At 32.5% G+C, this 24484-nt stretch carries 20 protein-coding genes and 7 pseudogenes; 9 read left to right on the top strand and 18 right to left on the bottom strand.

What is annotated here, in order from left to right:
• Positions 1 to 97: 97 nt before the first annotated feature.
• A pseudogene (locus tag NHG49_RS30400) lies at positions 98 to 949 on the bottom strand (transposase); the annotation flags it as partial.
• Between the two features lie 422 nt (positions 950 to 1371).
• Positions 1372 to 3246 (bottom strand): S8 family peptidase, encoded by a 1875-nt coding sequence (locus NHG49_RS30395; RefSeq protein WP_258127142.1) that lies wholly within the window; start codon positions 3244 to 3246, stop codon positions 1372 to 1374.
• A 1133-nt stretch (positions 3247 to 4379) separates the two neighbouring features.
• Between NHG49_RS30395 and tnpB (NHG49_RS30390) the strand changes: the two genes are divergently transcribed.
• A complete protein-coding gene (tnpB, locus tag NHG49_RS30390) occupies positions 4380 to 5501 on the top strand; it encodes an IS200/IS605 family element RNA-guided endonuclease TnpB (RefSeq protein WP_258127141.1) in 1122 nt (373 codons plus the stop codon).
• 81 nt (positions 5502 to 5582) lie between these two features.
• On the opposite strand, the pseudogene NHG49_RS30385 reads toward tnpB (NHG49_RS30390), so the two are convergent.
• From NHG49_RS30385 to NHG49_RS31795, 5 genes and pseudogenes are all read right to left on the bottom strand, one after another.
• Positions 5583 to 6695, bottom strand: a pseudogene (locus NHG49_RS30385) (RNA-guided endonuclease TnpB family protein).
• Positions 6696 to 6706: 11 nt separating this feature from the next.
• Positions 6707 to 7105, bottom strand: a complete 399-nt coding sequence (tnpA, locus tag NHG49_RS30380; RefSeq protein WP_258127140.1) for an IS200/IS605 family transposase — start codon at positions 7103 to 7105, stop codon at positions 6707 to 6709.
• Between the two features lie 178 nt (positions 7106 to 7283).
• On the bottom strand, positions 7284 to 8066 hold the full coding sequence (locus NHG49_RS30375; RefSeq protein WP_258127139.1) for a hypothetical protein: 783 nt from the start codon (positions 8064 to 8066) through the stop codon (positions 7284 to 7286).
• Positions 8059 to 9471, bottom strand: coding sequence for an AAA family ATPase (locus NHG49_RS30370; RefSeq protein WP_258127138.1), 1413 nt, complete (start codon positions 9469 to 9471; stop codon positions 8059 to 8061). Before NHG49_RS30370 ends, NHG49_RS30375 begins: the two co-directional genes overlap by 8 nt.
• Positions 9472 to 10097: 626 nt before the next feature.
• Positions 10098 to 10312, bottom strand: a pseudogene (locus NHG49_RS31795) (zinc ribbon domain-containing protein); the annotation flags it as partial.
• Positions 10313 to 10618: 306 nt separating this feature from the next.
• Between NHG49_RS31795 and NHG49_RS30360 the strand changes: the two are divergent.
• The 4 genes and pseudogenes from NHG49_RS30360 to NHG49_RS31945 form a co-directional block, all read left to right on the top strand.
• Positions 10619 to 11350 carry a hypothetical protein gene (locus NHG49_RS30360; RefSeq protein ID WP_258127137.1) on the top strand — a complete coding sequence of 244 codons (732 nt, stop codon included), beginning with the start codon at positions 10619 to 10621 and terminating at the stop codon, positions 11348 to 11350.
• A gap of 127 nt (positions 11351 to 11477) precedes the next feature.
• Positions 11478 to 11579 (top strand): IS3 family transposase, encoded by a 102-nt coding sequence (locus NHG49_RS31790; protein WP_374987938.1) that lies wholly within the window; start codon positions 11478 to 11480, stop codon positions 11577 to 11579.
• A complete protein-coding gene (locus NHG49_RS30355) occupies positions 11580 to 12290 on the top strand; it encodes an IS3 family transposase (RefSeq protein WP_374987943.1) in 711 nt (236 codons plus the stop codon).
• 163 nt (positions 12291 to 12453) lie between these two features.
• A pseudogene (locus NHG49_RS31945) lies at positions 12454 to 12950 on the top strand (transposase); the annotation flags it as partial.
• Between the two features lie 354 nt (positions 12951 to 13304).
• Here NHG49_RS31945 and NHG49_RS30345 read toward each other — a convergent pair.
• Positions 13305 to 13547 (bottom strand): hypothetical protein, encoded by a 243-nt coding sequence (locus NHG49_RS30345; protein WP_258127136.1) that lies wholly within the window; start codon positions 13545 to 13547, stop codon positions 13305 to 13307.
• Between the two features lie 1471 nt (positions 13548 to 15018).
• Positions 15019 to 15228 (bottom strand): annotated as a pseudogene (locus NHG49_RS30340) (RNA-guided endonuclease TnpB family protein); the annotation flags it as partial.
• A gap of 89 nt (positions 15229 to 15317) precedes the next feature.
• Between NHG49_RS30340 and NHG49_RS30335 the strand changes: the two are divergent.
• The 3 genes from NHG49_RS30335 to hfq are packed head-to-tail and all read left to right on the top strand — an operon-like array spanning position 15318 to position 16506.
• Positions 15318 to 15764 carry a helix-turn-helix domain-containing protein gene (locus NHG49_RS30335; protein ID WP_258127135.1) on the top strand — a complete coding sequence of 149 codons (447 nt, stop codon included), beginning with the start codon at positions 15318 to 15320 and terminating at the stop codon, positions 15762 to 15764.
• Positions 15728 to 16303 carry an IS630 family transposase gene (locus NHG49_RS30330; protein WP_308665820.1) on the top strand — a complete coding sequence of 192 codons (576 nt, stop codon included), beginning with the start codon at positions 15728 to 15730 and terminating at the stop codon, positions 16301 to 16303. Before NHG49_RS30335 ends, NHG49_RS30330 begins: the two co-directional genes overlap by 37 nt.
• A gap of 17 nt (positions 16304 to 16320) precedes the next feature.
• The gene (gene hfq / locus NHG49_RS30325) at positions 16321 to 16506 is read left to right on the top strand and encodes an RNA chaperone Hfq (RefSeq protein WP_258127134.1); all 186 of its coding nucleotides are present in this window, start codon (positions 16321 to 16323) and stop codon (positions 16504 to 16506) included.
• A 573-nt stretch (positions 16507 to 17079) separates the two neighbouring features.
• On the opposite strand, the gene NHG49_RS30320 is transcribed toward hfq, so the two are convergent.
• The 8 genes and pseudogenes from NHG49_RS30320 to NHG49_RS30285 form a co-directional block, all read right to left on the bottom strand.
• Positions 17080 to 17493 carry a hypothetical protein gene (locus tag NHG49_RS30320; protein WP_258127133.1) on the bottom strand — a complete coding sequence of 138 codons (414 nt, stop codon included), beginning with the start codon at positions 17491 to 17493 and terminating at the stop codon, positions 17080 to 17082.
• A gap of 547 nt (positions 17494 to 18040) precedes the next feature.
• Complete coding sequence (locus NHG49_RS30315) at positions 18041 to 18334, bottom strand: ArsR/SmtB family transcription factor (RefSeq protein WP_016078679.1); 294 nt, start codon at positions 18332 to 18334, stop codon at positions 18041 to 18043.
• Positions 18335 to 18419: 85 nt separating this feature from the next.
• Complete coding sequence (locus NHG49_RS30310) at positions 18420 to 18854, bottom strand: disulfide oxidoreductase (protein ID WP_258127132.1); 435 nt, start codon at positions 18852 to 18854, stop codon at positions 18420 to 18422.
• Positions 18845 to 19516, bottom strand: coding sequence for a hypothetical protein (locus NHG49_RS30305; RefSeq protein ID WP_258127131.1), 672 nt, complete (start codon positions 19514 to 19516; stop codon positions 18845 to 18847). The genes NHG49_RS30310 and NHG49_RS30305 overlap by 10 nt, the downstream gene beginning before the upstream one ends.
• Before the next feature lie 144 nt (positions 19517 to 19660).
• Positions 19661 to 19947, bottom strand: a pseudogene (locus NHG49_RS30300) (hypothetical protein).
• Positions 19948 to 20053: 106 nt separating this feature from the next.
• Entirely contained in the window at positions 20054 to 20224 is a 171-nt protein-coding gene (locus NHG49_RS30295) for a hypothetical protein (protein WP_258127130.1), read from the bottom strand.
• A gap of 33 nt (positions 20225 to 20257) precedes the next feature.
• Positions 20258 to 20903, bottom strand: a pseudogene (locus tag NHG49_RS30290) (thermonuclease family protein).
• Positions 20904 to 21339: 436 nt separating this feature from the next.
• On the bottom strand, positions 21340 to 22161 hold the full coding sequence (locus NHG49_RS30285; RefSeq protein WP_258127129.1) for a hypothetical protein: 822 nt from the start codon (positions 22159 to 22161) through the stop codon (positions 21340 to 21342).
• Positions 22162 to 22500: 339 nt separating this feature from the next.
• Here NHG49_RS30285 and tnpB (NHG49_RS30280) point away from each other — a divergent pair, with 339 nt between their 5' ends.
• Entirely contained in the window at positions 22501 to 23622 is a 1122-nt protein-coding gene (gene tnpB, locus NHG49_RS30280) for an IS200/IS605 family element RNA-guided endonuclease TnpB (RefSeq protein WP_258126134.1), read from the top strand.
• Positions 23623 to 23838: 216 nt separating this feature from the next.
• Here the strand turns inward: tnpB (NHG49_RS30280) and NHG49_RS30275 are convergent, their stop codons facing one another.
• Positions 23839 to 24477, bottom strand: a complete 639-nt coding sequence (locus NHG49_RS30275; RefSeq protein WP_258127128.1) for a nuclease-related domain-containing protein — start codon at positions 24475 to 24477, stop codon at positions 23839 to 23841.
• Positions 24478 to 24484 lie beyond the last annotated feature (7 nt).

Here is a 24484-nt window from a genome sequence, read left to right as displayed (position 1 = left end):
GATCCCAAAACACTCACGACCTTCTCTTCACTTCTACTATATAAAAAATAGTAGTGCGAACCAATGCCTTGGTCTACACTACTAATCTTAGTATGTTTTGTATAGTTTGGAATAGAAGAAGAAAATAGTCTTTAATCATATATATGACTTTATACTCACTAAGCTCTCGTTTTTTCTTCATGAGGAGCAATTGGCGCATTTGAAGCATGATAGAAGAACATAGTAGAATGGCAATCAATTGACCATATAGATGGCACTCCAATCGTTCTGGTTTTATCTTTTTACAGTGATGAATATGAAAGAATGATTTCCACGTTTTAAATAAAATCTCGATTTGCCAACGTAAAGAATACCAATCATGTACTTGTCCCGTCGGAATAATATCTGTAGGGGTATTTGTCATATATACATTGATATCGCTAAGTCGTTTACTACGAGTAGAATACTTCATTCCTTTCTTTTTTCTCTTACAGTTTGATTTTGTAAGAACTGTCCACTTAATAGATTATACTCAAGCTGAATCTTCACCCCCGCTATATGGCTGCATCCTCCTGCACTTGGATAAACCGATGAAAATACATCCGGGATTTGAAATGCAGTTGAATCTAAAATACGAATATGCTTGAAAACAGAAGTGTATAGAGAAGAAATCGGCATAGATGCGGCCAATTTTTTGCTTAGTAGTTCGGCTAGTAGGCGTTGTAAAAGTTGGACGGCCGCCTTATTAAATCGTTGATGCTTCTAAACAGCTAGATAACTGTGTTAAAGAATTCATAGCTATATTTTGGCTCACCCATACTCATAAAGCTACTAAATCTTTTGCTTGGTATTTACTGGTTCGTTGTACAAAACCAACATCTCTAGCAAGATCCCGTAAGGTATTTGGAGATAAAACACTTTGAATCTCTTGAGCAAATAGTTGTAATTCGTCAGACACAGAAACAGACATAAAAAACGTCATCCTTTCCTATGATTCTACAGAAAGAATAACGTATTTTTTCATTTTGAGGGTATTTCTTTTTATTAGCTGGATAGCGATGAGATAGCACCAACAAATAGGTGGGATTCTTCTGTCGGTTAGCGTAAGCCAAAATGTTTGCTACTATATACTTGTACAGATTGCTCATTGAAAACTGAAGACATGAGGTTGGTTGCAGAAAAATCGTTGCAATCGTAAAATCTTCAACGTCCTATCGTCCCACGCTTGCCGAAGTTGCGAAAACCAAGCTAAAGTAGGAAGCATGGTGGGTCAACGTACAAGGTACTTTAGCTCTCACCGTAGGAACTACGGGCAGAACCTGCTAAACATCGGTTATCTTAGCAGGAATCTCCCACTTCAAACAGGCCGGAAGGCCGTTAAGTGGAGGTAGTTCAATTCACGTTTAATAAATATGTACCGTTTTTATTTTCAAACTTATAGACATATAGATAATATTTCCCTGGTTTTGCCTCATATGTGTCTTTAATGCGGTTACCATCATTTTGTCCATACGCTACGTAGTTTTGTAAATCTGATTCATGATGGAGTACCCATGTCATTCCAATCTCATTTTCATTTAATACAGAAATATCAATATTTTGCGGTGCGTCAATATTAAAAGAATACACGTCTACATTATCATTTCCATTAAGATTTCCTTTTATATTTGTACTAAAATCCAACAGATTTGCCTGTTTAGGTTGATTATTTGGCTCTTGTTCCGTTGCTTGTAGATCCTGTGGGTGTTCTAAACTCCCTAAACCTGATACATTTGATTTGAATCCTAAGTTTAATAATATGGACTTCAAATCTGGTAAAACTCCAATTCTATCAATAGATGGATTTTTAGATTGCGTTCCTGTGCTAGGACTACTTAATATATTTCTTAACTCATCTGGTTTATAGGGATTTCCAAAATGTTCTTTAGCAATACTTTGAATGGAAGTTGCTGCACCAGCAATGATTGGTGCAGCACTAGACGTACCATTAAAGCTAGATGTATATAGATTTATAGCATGTCTATTTTGTTCTGCAGAAGCTGTATCTACATTTTCTCCCCATCCATATACGTCAACTCTACTTCCATAATTTGAAAACCATAAACGTTCATGCGGGACAGATGATGAGCCAGCACCTACCATTATTGCACCTGAATCTTTAAAATCTTTGCTATTACGATTCAAGACTTGTTTTCCATTCCTATCTCTAAATTGATCTAAATCATTAGAGCCATTTCCCCCTGCCTCTATAATCACTACCCCTTTATCCGTTCCAACACGAATGGCATCAAATATATCTGGTTGCACCTCAACTGGTAAATAATTAGCGCCATATCCATCATAGGATGCTTGGGCTTCCAATAATAAAACATCACCAGCGTTTAAATCATTTACAGCACTCAGTATGGCATCGGCTGTATTATAAAGACCATTGTCTCTTATTTGAGAAATTACTTTTGTTTTAGCTTTTGGCGCAATACCAATATTACCAATCTCATTATCTTCGGATGAAACAATTCCTAGTACCGAAGTTCCATGACCAACATGTTGATCTATATTTCGTCCAGACATAAGTTCGATATTTTGATGCACTAAATCCTCATGATTTAATAACCATCCATATTCCATATCTACAAATGTTGTACCCTTTCCATCACCGCCCTTAATTCCCCATGCATACGGTGCGTTAATACCATTTGGTGCAGCTTCAAGATATCCCTGTTTTTTAAATCTAGGATCATTATATGGGTTAAGGGCTAAATTAGGTAATTGCATTTCAGGTGGTGTTAATTTTTGCATTTCCTTAACATATACCTCTTCTACTAAAGAGGATGTTTTAAGTTTTTCTACCAATGTTTCTGCTTGTACATTTTTAGGAACTTGAACTATATAATAGTTTAATAAATTTGAAGATGAATTATTATTATCCGTTTTTATATTTTTATCTATATTTTGAATTTCTTCAGGGCTTACAGATGTAAATAAACGAGTTAATGTTAAATTTGAGAATTCCGAAAAAAACCTTTCTAATTCCTTATCATTTTTTTCATGTTTGATTCGTTCCTCAAGGCCATCTTCATATGGTAAATTCACCTCATTCTTAAACTTTACAACTATTTGTTTCCCTTCTTCTTTTTCTACATTAAATTCTACTTGCTGTTTTTTAGAATCATCTGAATCAGCATTCACAATATTCGTGTTATTCCCTACTCCCGTAAAAGCTGTAAGCACAATTGTAGAAACCAGCATTCCTTTTAAAAATTTCATTCATTATTCCTCCATTTTCTTTTTTTATAAAATCATTATATATAGTGAAAATGATTTTAAGCCTTTAAAAAATATCCGAACCGTTATTTAAAGAACTATCATGCTAACTAGATTATAATCACCACCTATTTAAACTACAATGTGTTTCTGTATGCAATATTTCATATTCACTTGGCAGTTTGTATTTTAAAGTAACTTGAACATCACTAGAGAATAAATATTAGTAAATCAATATTCAAATTAGAAAGACCTGCACGTTTTCAAATAGGTGGTCAGGACGTTAAGTGGTGAGTAGTGCAAAGGAAATATGTTGCCTAGATGTTATTTCTTTGATTCACCAAATGGAGTTCCAAAATTTTACACAGGCAGTTCATTCCTGTATGTTTAATCCTTTTATCTATCATATTTCGAAAATATACTTTCGTTAGTTTCTTAGGAGAAATTAACATAATTACAAAAAAGCCAATGAATGAGAAAAAATGAAAGTGAAATAATATTCAAAAATTCACTTTTTTCCTATAAAAAAATAAACAAGAACTTGTAGAAACAATACAAATTCTTGTTTAGATAAAGGATAGAAGTATCTATTCCTTTTCTAGCCAAGCAATAGATACTTCTTTTTCACCAGTTACTTCAAACTGAATTTCTCCATTTTTTTCACAGACTCGTTCAATAATTGGTATAGTAATCATTTCATCTTTGTTTATTTTGCGCTTTCAGACTAATTCTAAATCAATAATATTCATGATGTAATCCCCTTTTGTATATGTAAGATAGAGAAAAAAAGCACCCAAATGAGTACTTTTCAACGTGAACTACCCGCCACTTAACGTCCTAACGGACTGTTTGAAGTGGGGGCTTCTCGGTTAGTCGCTACTTTTGATAGCTAACGAATTCGTCCTAAGACAGCCGAGCTAACTCCCTTGTTCCAAAGGTTATTTTATCATTTTAGCCAAGAAGACTCCTTCCTCAAGGAACGCGAAGTGAGTAGGTGGGAGATGAATTGGCTTCGGACAAGGGATGGCAAGATGCCATCTTAATTGTTCGACATACATAAAGTGTTACTTCATTCACTACCTATCCAATGTATGTTTGTTGTATAATGGATGTATATCGAAATGGAGGTGAAGCGAATGATAATCAATAAAGCATATAAATTTCGTATCTATCCAAATAGAGCACAAGCAACCCTAATCAATAAAACGATTGGCTGTTCTCGTTTTGTATTCAATCATTTCCTATCTCTATGGGATAACGCATACAAAGAGACAGGGAAAGGTTTGACATATGGTACATGCTCTGCCAAACTTCCTGCCATGAAGAAAGAGTTTGTTTGGCTAAAAGAAGTGGATAGTATTGCGATTCAGTCTTCTGTTCGCAACCTTGCGGATGCTTATACACGCTTTTTCAAAAAACAAAACAGTGCCCCGCGTTTCAAATCTAAGAAGAACAACGTACAATCTTATACCACAAAACAAACAAATGAAAACATTGCCGTTGTAGGAAACAAAATGAAATTGCCAAAACTAGGTCTTGTTCGATTTGCCAAAAGTCGTGAAGTAAAGGGACGTATTTTAAATGCTACAGTTAGACGGAACCATTCTGGTAGATACTTTGTGTCATTGTTAGTTGAAACAGAAGTGCAAGAACTTCCAAAAACACGATCTTATATTGGAATGGATGTGGGACTAAAAGATTTCGCCATTTTGTCAGATGGAACAATCTATAAAAATTCGAAGTTTTTTCGATCATTAGAAGAGAAGTTGGCGAAAGTACAGCGTGTTCTTTCTAGAAGAACGAAAGGATCTTCTCGCTGGAATAAACAACGAGTAAAAGTAGCTAGAATTCATGAATACATGACGAATGCTAGAAAAGATTACTTGGACAAAGTCTCAACTGAAATCATCAAAAACCACGATGTTATTGGTATAGAGGATTTACAAGTATCGAATATGCTAAAGAATCATAAGTTAGCAAAAGCAATTAGTGAGGTATCATGGTCACAGTTTCGAACTATGTTGGAATATAAAGCAAAATGGTACGGCAAACAAGTCATTGTCGTATCGAAAACATTTGCTTCCAGCCAATTATGTTCTTGTTGTGGATATCAAAACAAAGACGTTAAAAATCTAAACCTACGTGAATGGGACTGCCCTTCTTGTCGTACACATCATGATAGGGATATTAACGCAAGTATCAATCTAAAGAATGAAGCGATAAGGCTTCTAACCGCAGGGACTGTGGAGATAGCCTAATAAATTAGAGTTCGATAGAACTCTTTACTTAGAAATCCCCCTCTTCTACACGAAGTGAAAGTGGGGGTAGTTCAATACTATTTAAGCTAACGCTATTAGGCGTATTGCTTCATTTTTGATATTGATAGCTGAGTTATAATCTCTATCGAGATTTACACCGCATATACAAGAATAGACTCGTTCAGACAATGACATATTTTTCACATTTCCACAACTGCTACAAGCTTTTGTAGAAGGAAACCATTTGTCTATTTTCACAAGTTGTTTTCCTTGTTCATTTAGTTTATAAGCTAAGAAAGAAGTGAACATACCCCAACCATTATCAGCGACACTTTTTCCAAAATGAAGTGATTGCGACATTCCTTTCATGTTTAGGTCTTCAATAGCTACAACATCAAAATGAGTAGTTAACTCTTTAGACTTATGATGAAGGAAGTTCTTACGTTGGTTCGCTACTTTTTCATGTAACTTAGCTACACGGATACGTTGTTTATTTCAACGAATAGAACCTTTTGTTCTTCTTGATAATACTCGTTGTGCCTTTGCTAATTGGTCTAATATTTTACGATAAAACTTAGGATAATTGGCTTTCTCACCCTCAGAACTAACGTATAATCCATCCATCGCAAAGTCTAATCCAACAAATGTTTCTACTTCTTTTTTTACAATCTCTTTTTCGTATTCAGTCAAAATGGATACATAGTATTTACCGGTGGATGACATGGAGATTGTACATGACTTGATCATATTGCCTTGTGGTATCTCTCTATGTTGTTTGATACGTACCATTTTCAATTTTGGTAATTTGATATGACCATTTAGCAACATAATATTTCCATTTACTACATTCGTTGTATAAGACTTTCTGTCTTTTTTGCTTTTGAATGTTGGGAAGTCATTTTGACCACGAAAGAAATTCTTATAGGCAGTTTGCAAGTTTAGTTGAGCATTTGCCAAAGCTAATGAATCAATTTCTTTTAACCACTCAAATTCTGCTTTGTATTTCGCAGGAGTTGGAAGCTTTTGTTTCTTTAATTGTTCCTTATCATCTTTGTATTTTTCGTACGCTTCTTTACGTTCAGCTAACATTCTGTTATACACGAAACGTACACAACCGAAGGTTTTACGCATAAGATATGCTTGTTCTTCTGTTGGATACAAACGAAATTTATAGGCTTTATTATGCTTTGTCATATCATTCCACCTCACTTTTCACCTTGATTTTCAATATATTTCTTTACCACGTCTATTGGTGAACCACCAGTAGTTAGTAAGCAAAAACTTCTTGACCAAAACATCTCTTTCCAAAGTTTCCTTTTTACTTGTGGAAAATCTCTTTTTATGAGTCGAGAACTTGCACTTTTATAAGCATTAATGAATTTTGTCATTTCTGTATTCGGATGTGCCTTGAACAAGATATGTACATGGGCAACATCATGATTCCACTCTACCAGTGTTATGTTGTAATTCTTGGATAACCTGACAAACATGTCTTTTGCATAGTCTGACATATCATCGTCAAATATATTTCTTCTGTATTTGACGACCAATACAAGATGGTAGTACAGCAAAAACACCGAATGATTATTACTGTCTAATTTCATTGATATACCAACCTTTATACTTTATAAGACTGATTATATCATAGGGAAAATAAAAAGCACAGTTAAGTGCTTTTTGGCTACGCCAAACCGAAATTCATCTCCCACCTATCGTTGGGCCATCGCCCTGCACACGCTTGAGGAAGGAGAATTCTTTCGGGGAATTCATTAAATCACCATATTACTTTTTGAGCTCTTGCTCTATACCTATTTCACTATATTTATCTATAAATTTACTTGCACCTAGTTTGGAGTCTTTCATTAACATATCTAATATACTAAAGATTAAATGAAAGTTAGAAAATTTCTTTAAAGAGTTATTTTCACTTTGGATAAATTCCCAGGTTTCCCTTACCGTTCCATCAACAACAAATTGATTCTCTTTGAAAAATTCTAAAAAATCATTAGGCTTCCCTTTAAATTTACTATTAAATTCACGAGCTTTTTGAGTTTTTTTCTGATCTTCCATATTTCTCTCATCATGAATCACATGATCTAAATTACATGAAAAATACAGTAGATAATATGGAAATGTTTTCACTTTATCTGTTGTAAACATAGTTTTTAATCTAGAGGCTTTATCTTTGTTTCTTTGCTTTATGTGTATTGCCCCATTTTGATCACAAACTTTAATAACTTCATCAAGATACAGTGTTTTTACATTTATATTTTCGTCCACTACAACTGATTTGTCTTCAATAAAGGTACCATCGGTATCAGTAACTTGAATAACAGCTAATATTTCCTTTTTAAGATATTTTCTCTCGTTCATAACTTTCTGTATCTCGTCGCCAATAGCCCCTTTAATTCCCTTTCGTAAATCAATATGTTTAGAAAATAAATCCCCATTTGCAAAATGAATGTGGATATCAAATATTTCTTTTACATATTTAGTAATTGAAGAGAGTGCTCGTTCATCAGAAATTCCTTCTACTATTACAATTACTACTTTTTTTTTAGCCAAAATTTAATTCACCTGCTTCTTCAAAAGCATCCATGATATCGTACCTATCTGTTGCTTCATAAACTGATTCCTCATCATTTCCTAATTGAATAGCTCTTATGTAAACATCTCTAATATTGTTCGTTTCTTTAATCCCTTTTAAATTAATATATCTTTGTTCTGGATTTATGGAAGTGAAAACTAAATTATCTTTTTCTAATACTTCTAACAATCTCAGGTTATGAGAAGTAAACAATAGCTGCCCCTTTCCGCTATCATTTAAAATTTTGACTACTTCTCCCAGAAGAAATTCAAATATACCTGCATCTAATTCATCTATGACAATACAAGCATTGGGGTCATTATACATAACAATTAATGAACTTAGTATAGATATTAATTTTTTTATACCATCAGACTCCAAAGCTATTGGTAATGCTATTCCATCTCTAATGGCAATAAGTTCTGCCCTTACACCAACATCTCCATCGTTAAGGGTTTGTTCACCTAATTCTCTCAATTCTACAGTTAATCCAGGAATAATTTCTTTTAACACTTTACTAATAGCTTTTAACATATTATAGGTCTTATCAAATACGTCTCGTGACATTTTTCTAGGCTCGGTACCGAGTATAATAACACCATAGCCTGTTTCTCCCTTATTGAAATCTTGTTTTTTGTAGTGAACAGGTATTATCACATTTGCTAGAATTAAACTGGATTGTTTATTATTAATAATAAACAAATTATTTGCAAATGTATTTTTTAGAATAGGTATTAACTCATAGACATCTGCATCAAAAATTTCTTTTGTAAATTCCATTCCTTCTTTTCTAAAAAGAAAAGAAGTACGTTCTTTAAATGCCAGTTGAGTATTAACTTTATAAGAAATAAGTAACTCTGTCTTATTAGATTTCACTTTATTAAAGAGTGTTTTAGGACTAAGTGCATCCCTTTCATCCCTTCGAGAATACTGGATAATTATTTTTGGCCTAGCTCCCTTTTTTAGTTGTTTATATTTTAGTTCCTCTTTTGATACATATATAATATCTTCACTTTTAGGATTCTCAAAATCTTTATTCTCAAAATTATCATTTTTATATTTTGTAATTTCAAAACAATAAACTAGTTCATACTTTTCATTATCTATTTCAATAAGAAAAGTAAAAGTTAAAGTTGCTGTATCTGTATCCTGATTAATTAACCTTGTTAGGTTATTGTCTAGTTCTTTACCCTTTAATAACTTGCTAAGAATTTCAAATGCTTCAATTACAGCAGTTTTCCCCGATCCATTTTGACCATATATCCCTAATACATCAGCTCCATTAAATGATTGCCTCTTTGAACTTGGAAATGTTATTTTACCGTTTATCACATTTTTAAAATTTTGAATTTCAACTTCTGATACTCGTATTTTTTTATTCATCAATTCATCCCTCTCAATCTAGAGATATTGTTTATTTAAATAAAAATAACCATCACGCTGCTTTTTATTTATTCATCCATATAGAATATAATATACCAAATCGGCAGATAATTATACAATAATCCTTTAATTAATAATATATAATTGCATTTATCAGTATTTAGACTACAATATCATAATAAATTTTTTTTCAAATTGATTAAATATCTTTATGCCTATAGATGTAACTAGCACTCTCTAAAGAACAGTAAACTCAACATAAGTGACCATAAGTTCATATGAATTGCATTCTAAATTAATAAAATAGAAACTCTTCCCTATCATTAAGGGTAATTATTCTAAGGCCGCTTTTGTTTTGCTTAGATTAACTCTACAAAATTCAAGTTAAAATGGCTTGTGAAATAGCACGATTCAAATTTAATATTTATAAAGAAATCGATAGGTTGCATATTTCATAATAGATTTTGGCACATATTAACGCAATGCCCTAAGAAATTACTCACTTCAGGGAATATATGTGACTATTCTCGTTTATTGTATGCGTGAATAATTTGAACTACCCCCACTTTCACTTCGTTGAGAAGAGGGGGATTCCTAAGTAAAGAGTTCTATCGAACTCTAATTTATTAGGCTAGCTCCACAGTCCTTGCGGTTAGAAGCCTTATCGCTTCATTCTTTAGATTGATACTTGCGTTAATATCCCTATCATGGTGTGTAAGGCAAGAAGGACAGTCCCAGATTGCAGATATAAATTTTTCCCATCAAACCTATTGATAAAACCTGTTACATTGTTATTTAATAGCTTCTTAATCTGGCTATCCGGTATGGTCTTTCCTTTAATTTTTGCAGGCAACATAAAACTACATATTCTTTGATAATCAAGATAAAATAAAGATTTACAATATAAAACATGTCCTTTTTGATGTATTGGATCCTGCTCAAATAATATTTCCTCTATTGTAGATAAATCAAAACGAATTTCTTCATTAGTAAATGATAGATATACAAAAAACGGTTTTAAGCATGTAATAATTCCTTCTAATTTTCGTTAACCTTTCAGGTAGTCAAATAAATAATGTTTCACCTCTTTCACTTATTTATTTTTATATAGTAAAATAACACTAGAAAATAAAAAGGAGTTTTTATAATGGAAAATCCAGCGATTAAACTACATATTCTTTTAAGCGATGCTTATACTGATTGTAAAGACCTTGCTTCTTACAATACTTCATTTAAAGAAACCTGGACAAAAGTATTTGAAATCGATCCAAATGATAGAACCGCTTTACTTTCTTCAATTAATTCTATGTTTCAACTCTTTTTGTCTACAAAAGAATACATAATGCAACATAATCGATTAAATAATGAAAGAAATTTAAAGTTTTTACGTAATATCGAAAATGCGCTCTCCTCAATGAATTTTGAAGGTGATATGGGCCACTTCAAATCTTTTATAGATAGTGAAACATTAACGGCCTTATCTTTTATAGGTGAACATATGGGCTTTATTTATGATCTTCATGAAAGTAAAATTGATGCTAAAGAAATTAGTGATTTAATCAATGAGATTAATGCTTTAGTTGAAAACATAACATCCTCAAGTCTTCCCGAAGAGGTTAAGGCACTATTTTTTAAAAATCTTGATTCAATAAGACATTCTTTAATTTCCTATAAAATTTCTGGCATTGAAGGTATGAAAACAGCATTAGAGCAAACTATCGGTTCACTATTTATGAATAATGAAATTATTACTCCTGTAGCCCAAGATGACAATGTTAAAGGCATCTTTAATATTATTGATAAAATGAATACTATTTTATCAACTGGTGTTGCAGTAAAAGATTTAGTTGGACCAATTATTGGTCTTTTGGTTAAATAATATTAACCTTTAGTCTATAGGGAAACGGTTTATATCGTTTCCTTGATTTCCAGATTCAAAATCTCATAATATTAATATCCAATTCCTCTTTCCACTCCAAAACTTTAAATCCCATATAAAGTTTTTATTGAAACGAAAATATAATTATCACTTAAATCGAAAAACTGTACAAAAAATAATGCAAAAGAAAAGTTTACAATGTAGAGTTAAAAGAAAGAGAAGAACCTGAATCAATGGAGAAAATAGCATTGTTGTAGAGAATCTCTTAAATGGAAACTGTCAAGCTGCCAAACCAAATGAAAAATGGGTTACAGATATTACATATTTGCCATTTGGTACAGAGATGTTGTATTTATCAAGTATTATGGATTTATATAACAATGAAATCATTGCGTATGAAATAAATAACAGACAAGACGTAACACTCGTCTTAAAAACAGTTGAGAAGGCGATAAAATCACAAAAAAAGGCTGAAATTATACTACATAGTAATCAAGGGGCCGTATACACCTCCAACGCTTTCCAAACGTTATCTAAAAAAAATGGCATTACCACAAGCATGTCCCGTAAAGGAAACTGTCATGATAATGCCGTAATAGAATTTTTTCATTCCTCATTGAAATCTGAATTATTTTATGCACAAGAAAAACAACTACATTCAACTTCTACTCTCAAACAACTCATTCACGATTATAATGAGTATTATAATACGGAACGTATTCAAGAAAAGTTAAACTACCTGTTTCTTGTCTCCTATAGAATACAAGAAACAGGTAGCATAGGTGTTTTTTTCATGTATCACTATTCGGGTTCACTTCAGGTATTATCAAAGATTTTTCTTCATCTGTTTAATCTCCTACAACAAAACGGACGAAAATCTCATCTGAAGTTGACCTTTCCTAACCTTAGCTTGACAGCAATAGGACCAGCACACATATAAAAAGAAGAGAACAAAACCACTATATATTGAGCTTTTGTCCTCTTCTTTTTAATTATATAGATACTGTTTGTGCTTTTACTTCTCCATTCTGCGTATATGCTGTTGCACTTGTAATATACAGATCTTTAATAATCCATAGCCCAGTTAATAGTATGTCCAGGTATCAACAATTCAAAAGGCTGTTCGCTCTTCCTATCGCTTGGATAAGGTCGTAGAAGGCTCAATCGATGTTCTTCTAGTAACGTCAATTGTCGTTACTCGTACCTATCAACAGCAAATCAAAGAACTAGAAAAATCCATTAAGCGAGTTATGACAGGATTAACTCAAACGCTCGAATCCATTCCTGAAATTGGTGATATGACTCGTTTTACAAGTCACAAACAATTGAATGCTTATGCTGGTATTGACATTCGACGTTTTCAATCTGTAAAAACATTTTTTAAAGATAGGATTATTAATAAGCGAGGGAATAAACATTTACGAAAACTCCTTTTTCTTACATGATTAAACAAAGACGTTACAGCCAGAATCATATTGTCGAGTATTATGATAAATTAAAAACGCAACCTTATAACAAATATCATAAAGTTGCGTCCATTGCGTGTGTAAATACGCTATTGAAACTCATCTTTTACCCTATTACACATGATAAACACTAGGATTATCGGTTAGCGGCCTAATATCATAGTTTCACTCATCATGCCATCTATCCCCCTAGTAAAAAAACAAATCCATATTAAGGGTATTTTATATGCATGATAATGGATATCTATATTTTAAATTTTGATATTTATTCCATAACAAAATTTAAAATATAGATTGACTAATTGTAAGAAAGGACACCTATTCCTAAAACAGCTATAATTGCTGCTTAAATGAATTGGTGTCCTCTTGTTTTCTAGCCAGACCATATTCAATTTCTTTACTCAAACCATGCACAATAACCTCATTACTTTCCCTTCAATCAATTATGCCTTAACCACCCGCATTTCTTCATTTTCAAGCTCTTGTTCCTATATTATTTTCAATGTATCTAACATTAATCTGTAAAACACATAATTATTTGTATAATCTATTTCTTTATAGCTTTGCTTCATTTGAACTACTAGAAAAGTATCTTTATGATACTTTTCTATATAAAAAATACTTTTTGACACCCAAACTCCAAAATTTACTGAATCAAAATATAATCTACCTTTAGATTGCTTTACTTCTGACTCTAATGCTTCCCCTAATTTTATTAAATGATGTAACATATACTATACTCCCTCCTTATAGCTTATGTACCAATCCGACAATAAAGTGGTGTGTCCTACCAATTTTGATAAAATATTTTTCACCATGAAATTACAAAAAATATTTAAAAACCGCTCATCAGACAAACTATAGTGGTTTTTCCCTTCCTCCCTTGGACATAATTAGTCAGTGTTTTTTTATAGTACAGGCACCTATTTATTAGCAGGTAATATACTATATTGAACCTTACTTTTCGTATCATTCACTTGTTCATGACTCACAAACATAACAATAATGAATGACGTAAGTGTTTGAAAGCGAGCACTCTGGCACGAGTGTTCGTTTTATTTTTTGTTATTTTATAAAAAATGTAATTTTCGCATTGATCTTCATCATCAAACAAATACAATCTAAGGGAATTGTTGCTATTCTCTCGCTATTTCTCGTAACTTGATGTGAGCATTTGTTATAACCACGCTAGACTTCTATTTGTCCGCTTAGAAATTTTGTTTGTTCCTTTATAAACTGATCACCTTTATACAAGGCATGCACTCTTTTGTACATTGGAATACGCATATCCATCCCCCTTTAGTCCAAAATAAAGTTTCTATTTAGTTTCACTAGTATCATTAAAGACCTTAACCGCTAAAATACTAGGCTAACACGTAGAATTATCATAATTTTGTGAATTTTATAATTAATTTCCAAAATCTACAAAACATTACTTTTTCTTTATTTTTACATTTGTATAATCGAGATGTCTATCAAAGTTAATAGAAAGATTGATAGAAAATCACTAATATAATTGAGATGTTTTTATGTTTGAAAAATTAGCTATTTGAACATTAGCAACTGGTATTATATTATCTGGTGTTACTGGTGCATCAGCGGCACAAATAAATGATGAACCGCTCAAAGCTTCTGATAACCAATGTGAAAATTTAAACCATAAATTTTCTGAGTTGTTTAATTCCTCAAAGCCCCCACAAACTTATACAAAGAACGGGATTAAAGGAAAGTTAGTTTGTACTTATAAGAGTCCACTAGGTTATATTGGTTATTATAATTAATACTTAATAAATAATATAACAATAAAAATTAGCTTACATTAACCCCTCACCGTTTTTATAATCAGCGAGGGGATTTCATTTTACATAAACTTTCGTACCACTTATACAACACACGTTCTTCTTTTCCATTCAAATAGCGTTTGGTTAAATTGTTTTCACCTTTTAACTAGACAAGCATATGCTATTATATGGAGACTCTCCACTCATAGAAATCCGCCTTTCTTACCCAAGAGCATGCTTATATGTATGCTCTTTTTACTGACTATGAAATAACGATTTTGTTCACTTTTAACTATCTTTAAAGTTCTTCCTGTCTGTTTAATATAGAGAACTGTATAAGGCTTTTTATAATTCTTTCTAGAAATCCTGTCATTTTCTCATAAGCTTCTTGTTCGCAGGACACTCCTTGTATATCTACGGTAAACTCTTTGTTATTAGCTTTCTCATCCTCAGAATTAACGTATGATCCCTCGCAAAGTTTAATCCAACACATGTTTCAACTTTGTACAATCTCTTTTTCGTATGCAGTCAAGATGGACACATCGTATTTAGCAGTAGGTGTCATCGAGATCGTACATGACTTGATAATATGGTCTTGTGATATTTCTCTATGCTGTCTGATACGTACTATATAAGTCCACTATAAAATATCATCATGTATAAATCGTTTCAGGATACCCGATAATGTTTGTAAAAAGCATAAGGGGAGAAAGATACGCTATGCCACATAAAATACAAAAATCACAACCTTTCACAATATCAGATTTACGAAAATTAGAGAAAAAAGAAAAACAAACTTCTCGTCAAAGCGTTTCTAGTTATGTGAAAAAATTCAAAGAACATGCACTGGAAGGATTACTCACTCGTAAAAAAATCCCAGGTAAAAAGCCGCATTTAACTAAGCAACAACAGGGAGAATTGAAACAACTTATTTTAAATACAACTCCAGCGGAGTTGCAATTCGGTCAAGAAGCTTTCTGGAATACACGCAATATCCAATACGTCATCAAAGAGAAATTTGCTATTTGTATGTCGCGTGAAGGCATCCGAAAAATGTTACATCGGATGAATTTTTCCTATACAAATGCTACTTACGTATTGAAACAAGCGAATAAAGAAAAGCAAATACAATTTCAAAAACAATTAGATATGATAAAAAAAACTTAATTGATGAAAATACCGTACTCTTATATCAAGATGCATGTCACTTTAGAGATAGTCAAACCGTTCATGCTACATGGTTGGCAAAAGGGAAACAAAAGAAAATTGCAGTGTTAGGAACGCGTATTTCGACGTCTTTATTCGGTACGATTGATGCAAGCAGTGGTAAATTTCTCTGTACAAAAGCAGATACATGTAATGCTGAAACATTTCAACAATTTTTAAACTATGTATTAAAAGAATATAAAAATAAGCACGTTGTGCTTGTATTAGATAACGCAAGGTATCATTATGCTAAGCGACTTAAATCTTTTTTACGAGAAAATAACCGCTGTCTGAATTTGCTATTTTTACCTCCATATTCTCCAAACTTAAATATGATTGAACGTGTATGGAAGGTAATGAAAGAAAATGTGTTAGCAAATTGTTATCATGAAACGATGGATCATTTGATGGATTCAATCTATCAGTTTACAGAATCTATTAATAAAAATCCTGAGGCAATTCTCAGTCGTATTCAATGTGCAGATATGTCGATTTTTTAAAGAGGACTTATATATTAATGTATACACAAGACAATTTTTATAAAAAATTAATTGAAGAACAAAGAGTAGTAAATATTTTTCTAATCAACGGAGTTAGAATACCTGGAATCATTATTACTGTGGATAAATTTTCAGTTCTAATCTCCAGCAATGGAAAACAACAATTCCTTTATAAGCAAGCGATTTCAACAGTTGCTGTATAAACTATCGTAAACTCCAGTGGCTCATTATTAATATATGAAGCAATAAAAAAGGAATCCTTATTAAAAGGATTCACCTCAGGAAGATATATAGCGAGATATACATAAATAAAAAGAATTAACTATATTATAATATAAAAACGAACGAAATATATTGAGAAACATAAAATAAGAATGAATATTCTTACTATTTGACGTAAAATGAATATGAGACAAGTAACAACAGCTCTCTAACCCTTCTAAAAGAATCCTTTATGACATGGGGATTCTTTTACTTTAGACAAATTATTCTTATTTTAACATTTGCAAAAAAATCCTCTTCTTAATCAACCACTCAACAAATATAAGTCAGGATTTAGTTTTATGAATATTTTCTTGATCTAAGCAACAGGTAATAGCCTTCAATATTTGTTGGATGTTATCATCAGAGAATAAATATCCTAAAAAAATAAAAAGATGCTCTATAAATACTGTAACAAGATTTGCTGCTAAATATGCATTTTTTCATTGTACCCTTTATAATCTGAGTTTGTTAACACTAAAGAATCAGGTATAGATTTATAGCCATGAATTCTTCTATTTGTACATATAATATTCTTTATATCGTTCGAAATTCGATTTTTTTGTTTGTGTTGATGTTACGGGTGATTTTAATGATTTAGATGCTGCTACCTGCTTTGGTATTTGTAATGCGCCCCGTTTCTTGAGTTCTCTATACAAACTACTCACATTGCACCTCAGTTTTTTTGCTATAGTTGGATATTCCTCTCCTTGATTAAATAATTGTACTGCTTTTTTACATTTTGTGTCCCATTTTTCTTCTGTCGTTTGAAATTTTTGAGTTCGTTTTTTAACTATATTTTTTTCTAATTTAATACTCTCTCGTTCTATTTTACATCGCTTGGCAGAATACTGTTCTGCGTCTGCCCTACGCCCAAAATGCTCCTCCTGTAAACGTATCATTTGTACTTTTTTCGCAATTTCTCTCAAGTTACATTCACCTCATTTCGTTTGATAAATTCTACCAGTACTTGATCCCATATTATCTGTATCCCCAGTCACCGTTTATAAGCAGACAATAACTGCTCACATTACCCTTATGATAGCTTTTAATCTACTATTTACGGAAAATTATAATCAGTTCCATTTTTACATAATTGTAAACTATAGTAAATTGATAATATTGACACAGAATATTCTAAACTTTAATTCTCACTATACACATAAATAAACTTAATATTATATTTGCTTGAAAAATGGAGAAATTAGCCCAAATCTAAGTTGATAGATATATACACCTATCTTTATTACAAATACTTAAATACTTTATCTATTGTAGCTAGGGCACAATAAAAAAGAATGCAGACATGTTCTGCATTCTTTTTTATTAACTCTTATATCAATTTTTCACCACAGTCAGCTCCTCCATCATTAGAAGGACTACACTCTAAGCTTGTGAATTTATCATTCTGCAGTACAGCAGCTGTTACAGCTATATTTAACAACAATCTTTCTATCATCCTATTACGAGTTAGAACTACAGACCTAATACTCCGACAATCTGGCATGCTTTAGCATTCGCAACATGGTAGTACATCTCCAATCCTTTTCTTTCTGCACGAAGAATTTTCCCGCGCATTTTAGATAAATGCTGAGATACGGTAGATTGAGGTATATTTAATAGCTCCGTTAACTGAGTTACATTGCAAATCTTACGATGTTCTAACTCTTTTACAATTTGTAGCCTAACTGGGTGGGCCATGATCTTAAGTAATTCTACATCTGCCTCTGGGATTTTGTTCATTTCTTTATTTACTTGCATTGTTTTCATTTTTGTTATCTCCCTTTTCATATTTTTTACTTTTAAATTCAGTTTTGAATGCGTTTAATTATACTTACATGTAAATTGCTCTTGTTTAGTGAACTGTTTTACTAAGACTTAATTTACTGTTAGGTTTTATGTACAGAAATAATATAATAGCTAAAAATCCAACAAATGATTGCATAGGTATCGAGATGAAACCGAATAAATTCAAATAATCTTCTGTACAAGTTATTCCTACTGAACATATCTTCATTTCACTTGTAGGAAAAGCTTGAATCGTAATTTGATATACGGCTATTAATAAGCCAATACATGCAAACGGGAATGCATACGTACTTACATGCGAATCTTTTCTATACATTCCTACCCCCAATATTAATACTAATGGATACATGGCCATTCTTTGGTACCAGCACAAATCACATGGCGGTAGCTTCATCCATTCACTAAAAAACAAACTAATTAACATTGCACTTGTAGCGATCGTCCAGGTACAGAAAATATGGTACTTACGAATCAGTTCCATTTTATATTCACCTCATACATTTTTAATTGCATGCTACATTCTTTTCTCAAGCATATATGTTTCGATTTGTTTTCGGTGTTCATGAAATCTACTTCAAAAATTGAGTTTTGGGTCGCTATGTCAAAAAATCTTTCACTTACATACTTTTCTAAGTCCGTTCCTCTTAATTTCAGAAAATCATTTTTGGGTATATAGACAAATATCTCATTGTATGGCGCCATAGCCCCTGAGAATTGAATAGAGATGAATGGAGTCCATTCAAGCTCGTCCATCTCGCCAAAATCAAATGTCCACTCTTGTCCAAGCAGAAAACCAATTAGTCCACTTTTAGTCATAGCCTCAAACGTATGTCCATCATCTATCGGTATAAAATACGTACTTGCCTTTTGAATAAAATCTAGTAACGCATAATGATCATGAGACAACGGCTTTCTTATTCGATTTATTAACTGTTTCATTCTAGTACTCACTGTTTCTATTACTTCAGATTCAGTTGCTAGTACATGAATAATAGAATCTTTTGCTTGTTCATCAAACATGGACTGGAAATTTGCATGTGATAGCATCTCATGTTGATATGTTTTATCCTGTAAAAATCTTAATATAGTTTCATGACTGTATGCTGGTTCAACATGCGAAAGGCAATCTATGAGTTTTCGCAAAAAATCTTTTACATGTTTATATTCTTCTCTAGAATAATCCGTACAATAAGTTCCGACATACTGAATACCTGGTGAATTAGAAAAAAAAATACTGTTCTAAAGATTTCATATTAAGCATGTGATATTACCTCACTTATTATCTATTTAGAATGTTACTAACTTATTTCCGTATTTGGAATAACCGGTTTCTATGGATAGTATCCAATCATTATATCCTCCCAGTCATATCCCTTATCTTTTAACTCTGGTGGAAAGCATTTCTCAAAATCGTCACGCATTCCGTACATAGTTTCTAATGCTTCTTCTAGTGGACCGAATCTATATACAATATGTGTTTTCACTCGTTTATTTTTCTTTTCTGCTACAACCAAATATACATATCGTCTTTCCTTTGCTAAAACAAACTTCAAGAACCCTGGTATTTGACTCATCTAAAACATTCTCCTTTTGGCTTTCCTTACCCTTTTCTTTTGCATACAAGTAAGGAAAACTAGCGTTTTTGCTGTATTAATTTAAGAGATGTCTCATTTTTTTGCTTTAAAAATACAAAAACACACTCATCATGACAATATTCATTACACCAGCTGCAGCTCCAACTTTTGATATAACATATACATATTCATTACTACTAAATGGAAATAGACTCAAAAAAATAAAGAAAGTGGAAATAAAAAAAGATAAGAGCATGTTTCTTTTGTTCCCATTCATTCATGAAACCTCCTTTTTGAATAAGTATTGATATTAAGCTGCATCATTGAGGTTATAATGCCGGTTCTTTTCATCTACAAATCCTTTAATGCTCCACACGCCAGCCTTTGATTCTTTTGCTTCGTTTTCTGCTTCTATCATTTCAGGTAGAAATGTAGTATTAGGTCTAGAAATATAGGCTATAATTCCATAACCCGACTTGACCATTAATTCGTTGATGTGTATTCCATCACAAAATACATAAGCCAATTTCCTACCGTATTTGTCTTCTTTTGGTCCCCGATCATAAACCAAGGTTACACTTTTCCCTTCTAGCTGTTTCTTTAAAAAGGAAGAGGCTTCTTTTCCCATCTTTTGTGGGGGGATTTTTTGAGATACAGACTCAAGGGTATCCAATAACAGTAACCTTACCGCCTGTTTCTGCCCATTTACGTTCACGTCTATCGTATCTCCGTCCCTTATATGTAATACCTTCCCTTTAACGGTCTCTAAGCCTTTTAATTTCCCCTTATAAGCTTCTGGAATATCAACTAATACCTTTCCCTTCTGCGTGCTGTTGTATTCCCTTTTGTACTGTTTGGGCGGGTCTCGAATCAGTTTTTGTTTGCGAGGTACCGCTACATGCTGACATTTGAAATACGAATGATGTTATACAAATAGCTTTAATCCATATTTTCATATCGAAATTTCTTCCTCCTACTCAAAATACGTAAATAGCTGCATCTAATAAACAAACGGACTATCCATTGTATTTACTTCTCGATAATTACAACATAGGCAAAACTATATCCATTTTGGATGATCATTATAAAGTGCTCTAAATGAGCGTTTCTTACAATTCGGGCATATTGACACCATGCCTTTTTCATTCTCTTCCTGACTTTTCAATTTTTCAAAAGCTACATTAGTAGATGCTATATTACTGGTACACAATATATATCCCCCTTTTGAATCTTGAAATCTTAAAAACAAATAAAAAAGGACACACCTATGGCATATGTATGCGTAGGTGTGTCCTTTTGCAATTTGCTTTTTTTAATATTAGATTACCTATATCATAACATATGATTAATTACATTTTATATTATTTTCTAGATACACACTTATTCTCTATTTTAATCTAGTAAGTTGAATTTCAAATTGACAATTAAATCTCCTAGTTTTATTCCCGTAATACTACAATATTCTTTTAAATCAAACCATATTCTATCCCATGGATCCATTTCTCTAATCTCGCATACAGGACCGCTACAATCTGTAATGAAATAGTCTTGGAATGGTTCGGTAATTAATCTATACTTTTTTAATTCATCTATATTTTTACCCATTTGATTATTATTTAAATTTAAAACCCCTTGAATCTCATCTAGTAATACAAATCTTCCATCCAACCGTTCGAGCATTGTGCAAAATACTACTCTTCCTTCTGGAATAATTTTCATCAATGTTTGATTAACTATGGAAGTTAACGCCTCTATGGTTCCCTGCAAATCTTCCTCACAAATCTCCCATTTTAACACGTTATTTATTGCTTCCAAAGACTTTGGTGGATAAAATTCTTGATTCTTTGTTATATCTGTTATTAATTCCTTATTCATATCATCAAACAGATTTTTAAATTTCGCTTCATGTTTCGCCTTCATTTCTTGCATTTTTTTCACGGTATACACTTCAGTATTATCTGTAGTCTTATGATGTTCATAGCACAATAACATGAGATTTGATAACGCTCTTCTTTCATCATTTGTCATACTAGAGTTAAACCTTTGTCCACCCTCACTAGCAGCTTCAATATGGCAAATTTGAGCTATGTATGTACCATCCTCATTCACTACTTTATGCGAGCACTCAGGAAAAGCACATTGATTGCCTGAAAAAATATAAAGTTCTCTTAAAACAGTATCAGAGATTTTAAGTCGTTTGACCTCTTCTGTCATAATTCTTCCCCCCACTCCAAAAATTAATAAAAACTCTAAAGTAATTACTAATTACTTTAGAGTTTTTATTATATATTAATACCAAGATTAATAATATTTTGCTATGAATTTACATTTTATCATTTTAGCCAAGAAGACTCCTTCCTCAAGGAACGTGAAGGGCCACAGCCTAGTGAGTAGGTGGGAGATGAATTGGCTTCGGACAAGGGATGGCAAGAGCCATCTTAATTGTTCGACAGGTAGTAAAGTGTTACTTGACAAATTGTCATGATCATTTCACTATATTCCGAATGTACGTTCGGTGTATAATAGATATATATTGAAATGGAGGTGAAACTTATGATTATCAATAAAGCATATAAATTTCGTATATATCCAAATAAAGCACAAGCAACTCTAATCAATAAAACGATTGGTTGTTCTCGTTTTGTATTCAATCATTTCCTATCTCTATGGGATAATGCATACAAGGAAACAGGAAAAGGTTTGACATATGGTACATGCTCTGCCAAACTCCCTGCCATGAAGAAAGAGTTTGTTTGGCTAAAAGAAGTGGATAGTATTGCTATTCAGTCGTCTGTTCGCAACCTTGCGGATGCTTATACACGCTTTTTCAAAAAACAAAACAGCGCCCCGTGTTTCAAATCTAAGAAGAACAACGTACAATCTTATACCACAAAACAAACAAATGAAAACATTGCCGTTGTAGGCAACAAAATGAAATTGCCAAAACTAGGTCTTGTTCGATTTGCCAAAAGTCGTGAAGTAAAGGGACGTATTTTAAATGCTACGGTTAGAAGGAACCCTTCTGGTAGATACTTTGTGTCATTGTTAGTGGAAACAGAAGTGCAAAAACTCCCGAAAACACTTTCTTACATTGGAATGGATGTAGGGCTAAAAGACTTCGCGATTTTGTCAGATGGAACAACCTATAAAAACCCGAAGTTTTTTCGATCGTTAGAAGAGAAGTTGGCAAAAGTACAGCGTGTTCTTTCTAGAAGAATGAAAGGATCTTCTCGCTGGAATAAACAAAGAATTAAGGTAGCTAGAATTCATGAATATATAATGAATTCTAGAAAAGATTACTTGGACAAAATCTCAACTGAAATCATCAAAAACCACGATGTTATCGGTATAGAAGATTTGCAAGTATCGAATATGTTAAAAAATCATAAGTTAGCAAAAGCAATTAGTGAGGTATCATGGTCACAGTTTCGAACCATGTTGGAATATAAAGCAAAATGGTACGGCAAACAAGTCATTGTCGTATCGAAAACATTTGCTTCAAGCCAATTATGTTCTTGTTGTGGATATCAAAACAAAGACGTTAAAAATCTAAACCTACGTAAATGGGAATGCCCTTCTTGTAGTACACATCATGATAGGGATATTAACGCAAGTATCAATCTAAAGAATGAAGCGATAAGGCTTCTAACCGCAAGGACTGCGGAGATAGCCTAATAAATTAGAGTTCGATAGAACTCTTTACTTAGGAATCCCCCACTTCTAAACGAAGTGAAAGTGGGGGTAGTTCAATCTTGTTTAATTATTCATTCTTTTTCATCACAAAATCTGTTGGATCTCCTTTTAGTTTGTAATACTTCATGTTAAGACGAATAGCTATTACAGATGTTACGATAAACCCTATTACATATAACATGTCTCTTTCTCCATTTCTTATTGTTTAGCGAACTTATTGTGTAAATACTTCACATGTTTCTTTTCAATATCCTTATCCGTAATGTTCGCTCGTAATATTGTTTGGTAGATATGCTGGACCTCATCATTTGTTAGTTGCACGTCAGTATATGATTCAATACATTTTTGTAGATCGTTATAATATAGGACATGTTTATCTTTAGAGTGAACATGTACCCTTTTTAGACTGCATTTTGGATGAAACGCAGCAATAGAGATACACGGCAGCTGTTGTTCCATCACCCATTCAATTGCTTTCGTATGTTTATAGTTTTGTCGAAATGGATTTTGAAAAGAGTGTTTCTTTCTGAAAATACCTTGTGTCCATCTTGCCGCCTTCTCATCTCCATAGATCCAGCCCTCGTAGTTCTTCGTCTCTATGACAAATACACCTGTTTCCGCGATAACAATATGGTCAATTTGCGTTGTATCACCATACTCCGTATGAACCGTCACATCATGTAACACATAATAGCTTTCAGGATTTAATTTACTTAATATACATTTCACCAGTTTTTCTCCAGCTTTCCCTTTCCATTTAGGTACATGTTTTTTTACAACAATATTCAATGGAATCAGAATCGCAATGAGAATTAATTCGAATATCAATACTTTCATAATAAAA

Origin of the sequence: Bacillus sp. IBL03825 (assembly GCF_024712505.1) — a bacterium.
Lineage (GTDB): Bacteria > Bacillota > Bacilli > Bacillales > Bacillaceae_G > Bacillus_A > Bacillus_A wiedmannii.
This window is presented reverse-complemented; position numbering and strand designations above follow the sequence as displayed.

Excerpts from the sequence above, each read along its gene's own strand:
- NHG49_RS30295 (WP_258127130.1), bottom strand. The coding sequence starts at position 20,224 with ATGAATGGGAACAAAAGAAACATGCTCTTATCTTTTTTTATTTCCACT.
- NHG49_RS30275 (WP_258127128.1), bottom strand. The coding sequence starts at position 24,477 with ATGAAAGTATTGATATTCGAATTAATTCTCATTGCGATTCTGATTCCA.
- NHG49_RS30345 (WP_258127136.1), bottom strand. The coding sequence starts at position 13,547 with ATGTTACATCATTTAATAAAATTAGGGGAAGCATTAGAGTCAGAAGTA.
- tnpA (WP_258127140.1), bottom strand. The coding sequence starts at position 7,105 with ATGAAATTAGACAGTAATAATCATTCGGTGTTTTTGCTGTACTACCAT.
- NHG49_RS30395 (WP_258127142.1), bottom strand. The coding sequence starts at position 3,246 with ATGAAATTTTTAAAAGGAATGCTGGTTTCTACAATTGTGCTTACAGCT.
- NHG49_RS30310 (WP_258127132.1), bottom strand. The coding sequence starts at position 18,854 with ATGGAACTGATTCGTAAGTACCATATTTTCTGTACCTGGACGATCGCT.
- NHG49_RS30360 (WP_258127137.1), top strand. The coding sequence starts at position 10,619 with ATGGAAAATCCAGCGATTAAACTACATATTCTTTTAAGCGATGCTTAT.
- NHG49_RS30335 (WP_258127135.1), top strand. The coding sequence starts at position 15,318 with ATGCCACATAAAATACAAAAATCACAACCTTTCACAATATCAGATTTA.
- NHG49_RS30315 (WP_016078679.1), bottom strand. The coding sequence starts at position 18,334 with ATGAAAACAATGCAAGTAAATAAAGAAATGAACAAAATCCCAGAGGCA.
- hfq (WP_258127134.1), top strand. The coding sequence starts at position 16,321 with ATGTATACACAAGACAATTTTTATAAAAAATTAATTGAAGAACAAAGA.
- tnpB (WP_258127141.1), top strand. The coding sequence starts at position 4,380 with ATGATAATCAATAAAGCATATAAATTTCGTATCTATCCAAATAGAGCA.
- tnpB (WP_258126134.1), top strand. The coding sequence starts at position 22,501 with ATGATTATCAATAAAGCATATAAATTTCGTATATATCCAAATAAAGCA.
- NHG49_RS30285 (WP_258127129.1), bottom strand. The coding sequence starts at position 22,161 with ATGACAGAAGAGGTCAAACGACTTAAAATCTCTGATACTGTTTTAAGA.
- NHG49_RS30370 (WP_258127138.1), bottom strand. The coding sequence starts at position 9,471 with ATGAATAAAAAAATACGAGTATCAGAAGTTGAAATTCAAAATTTTAAA.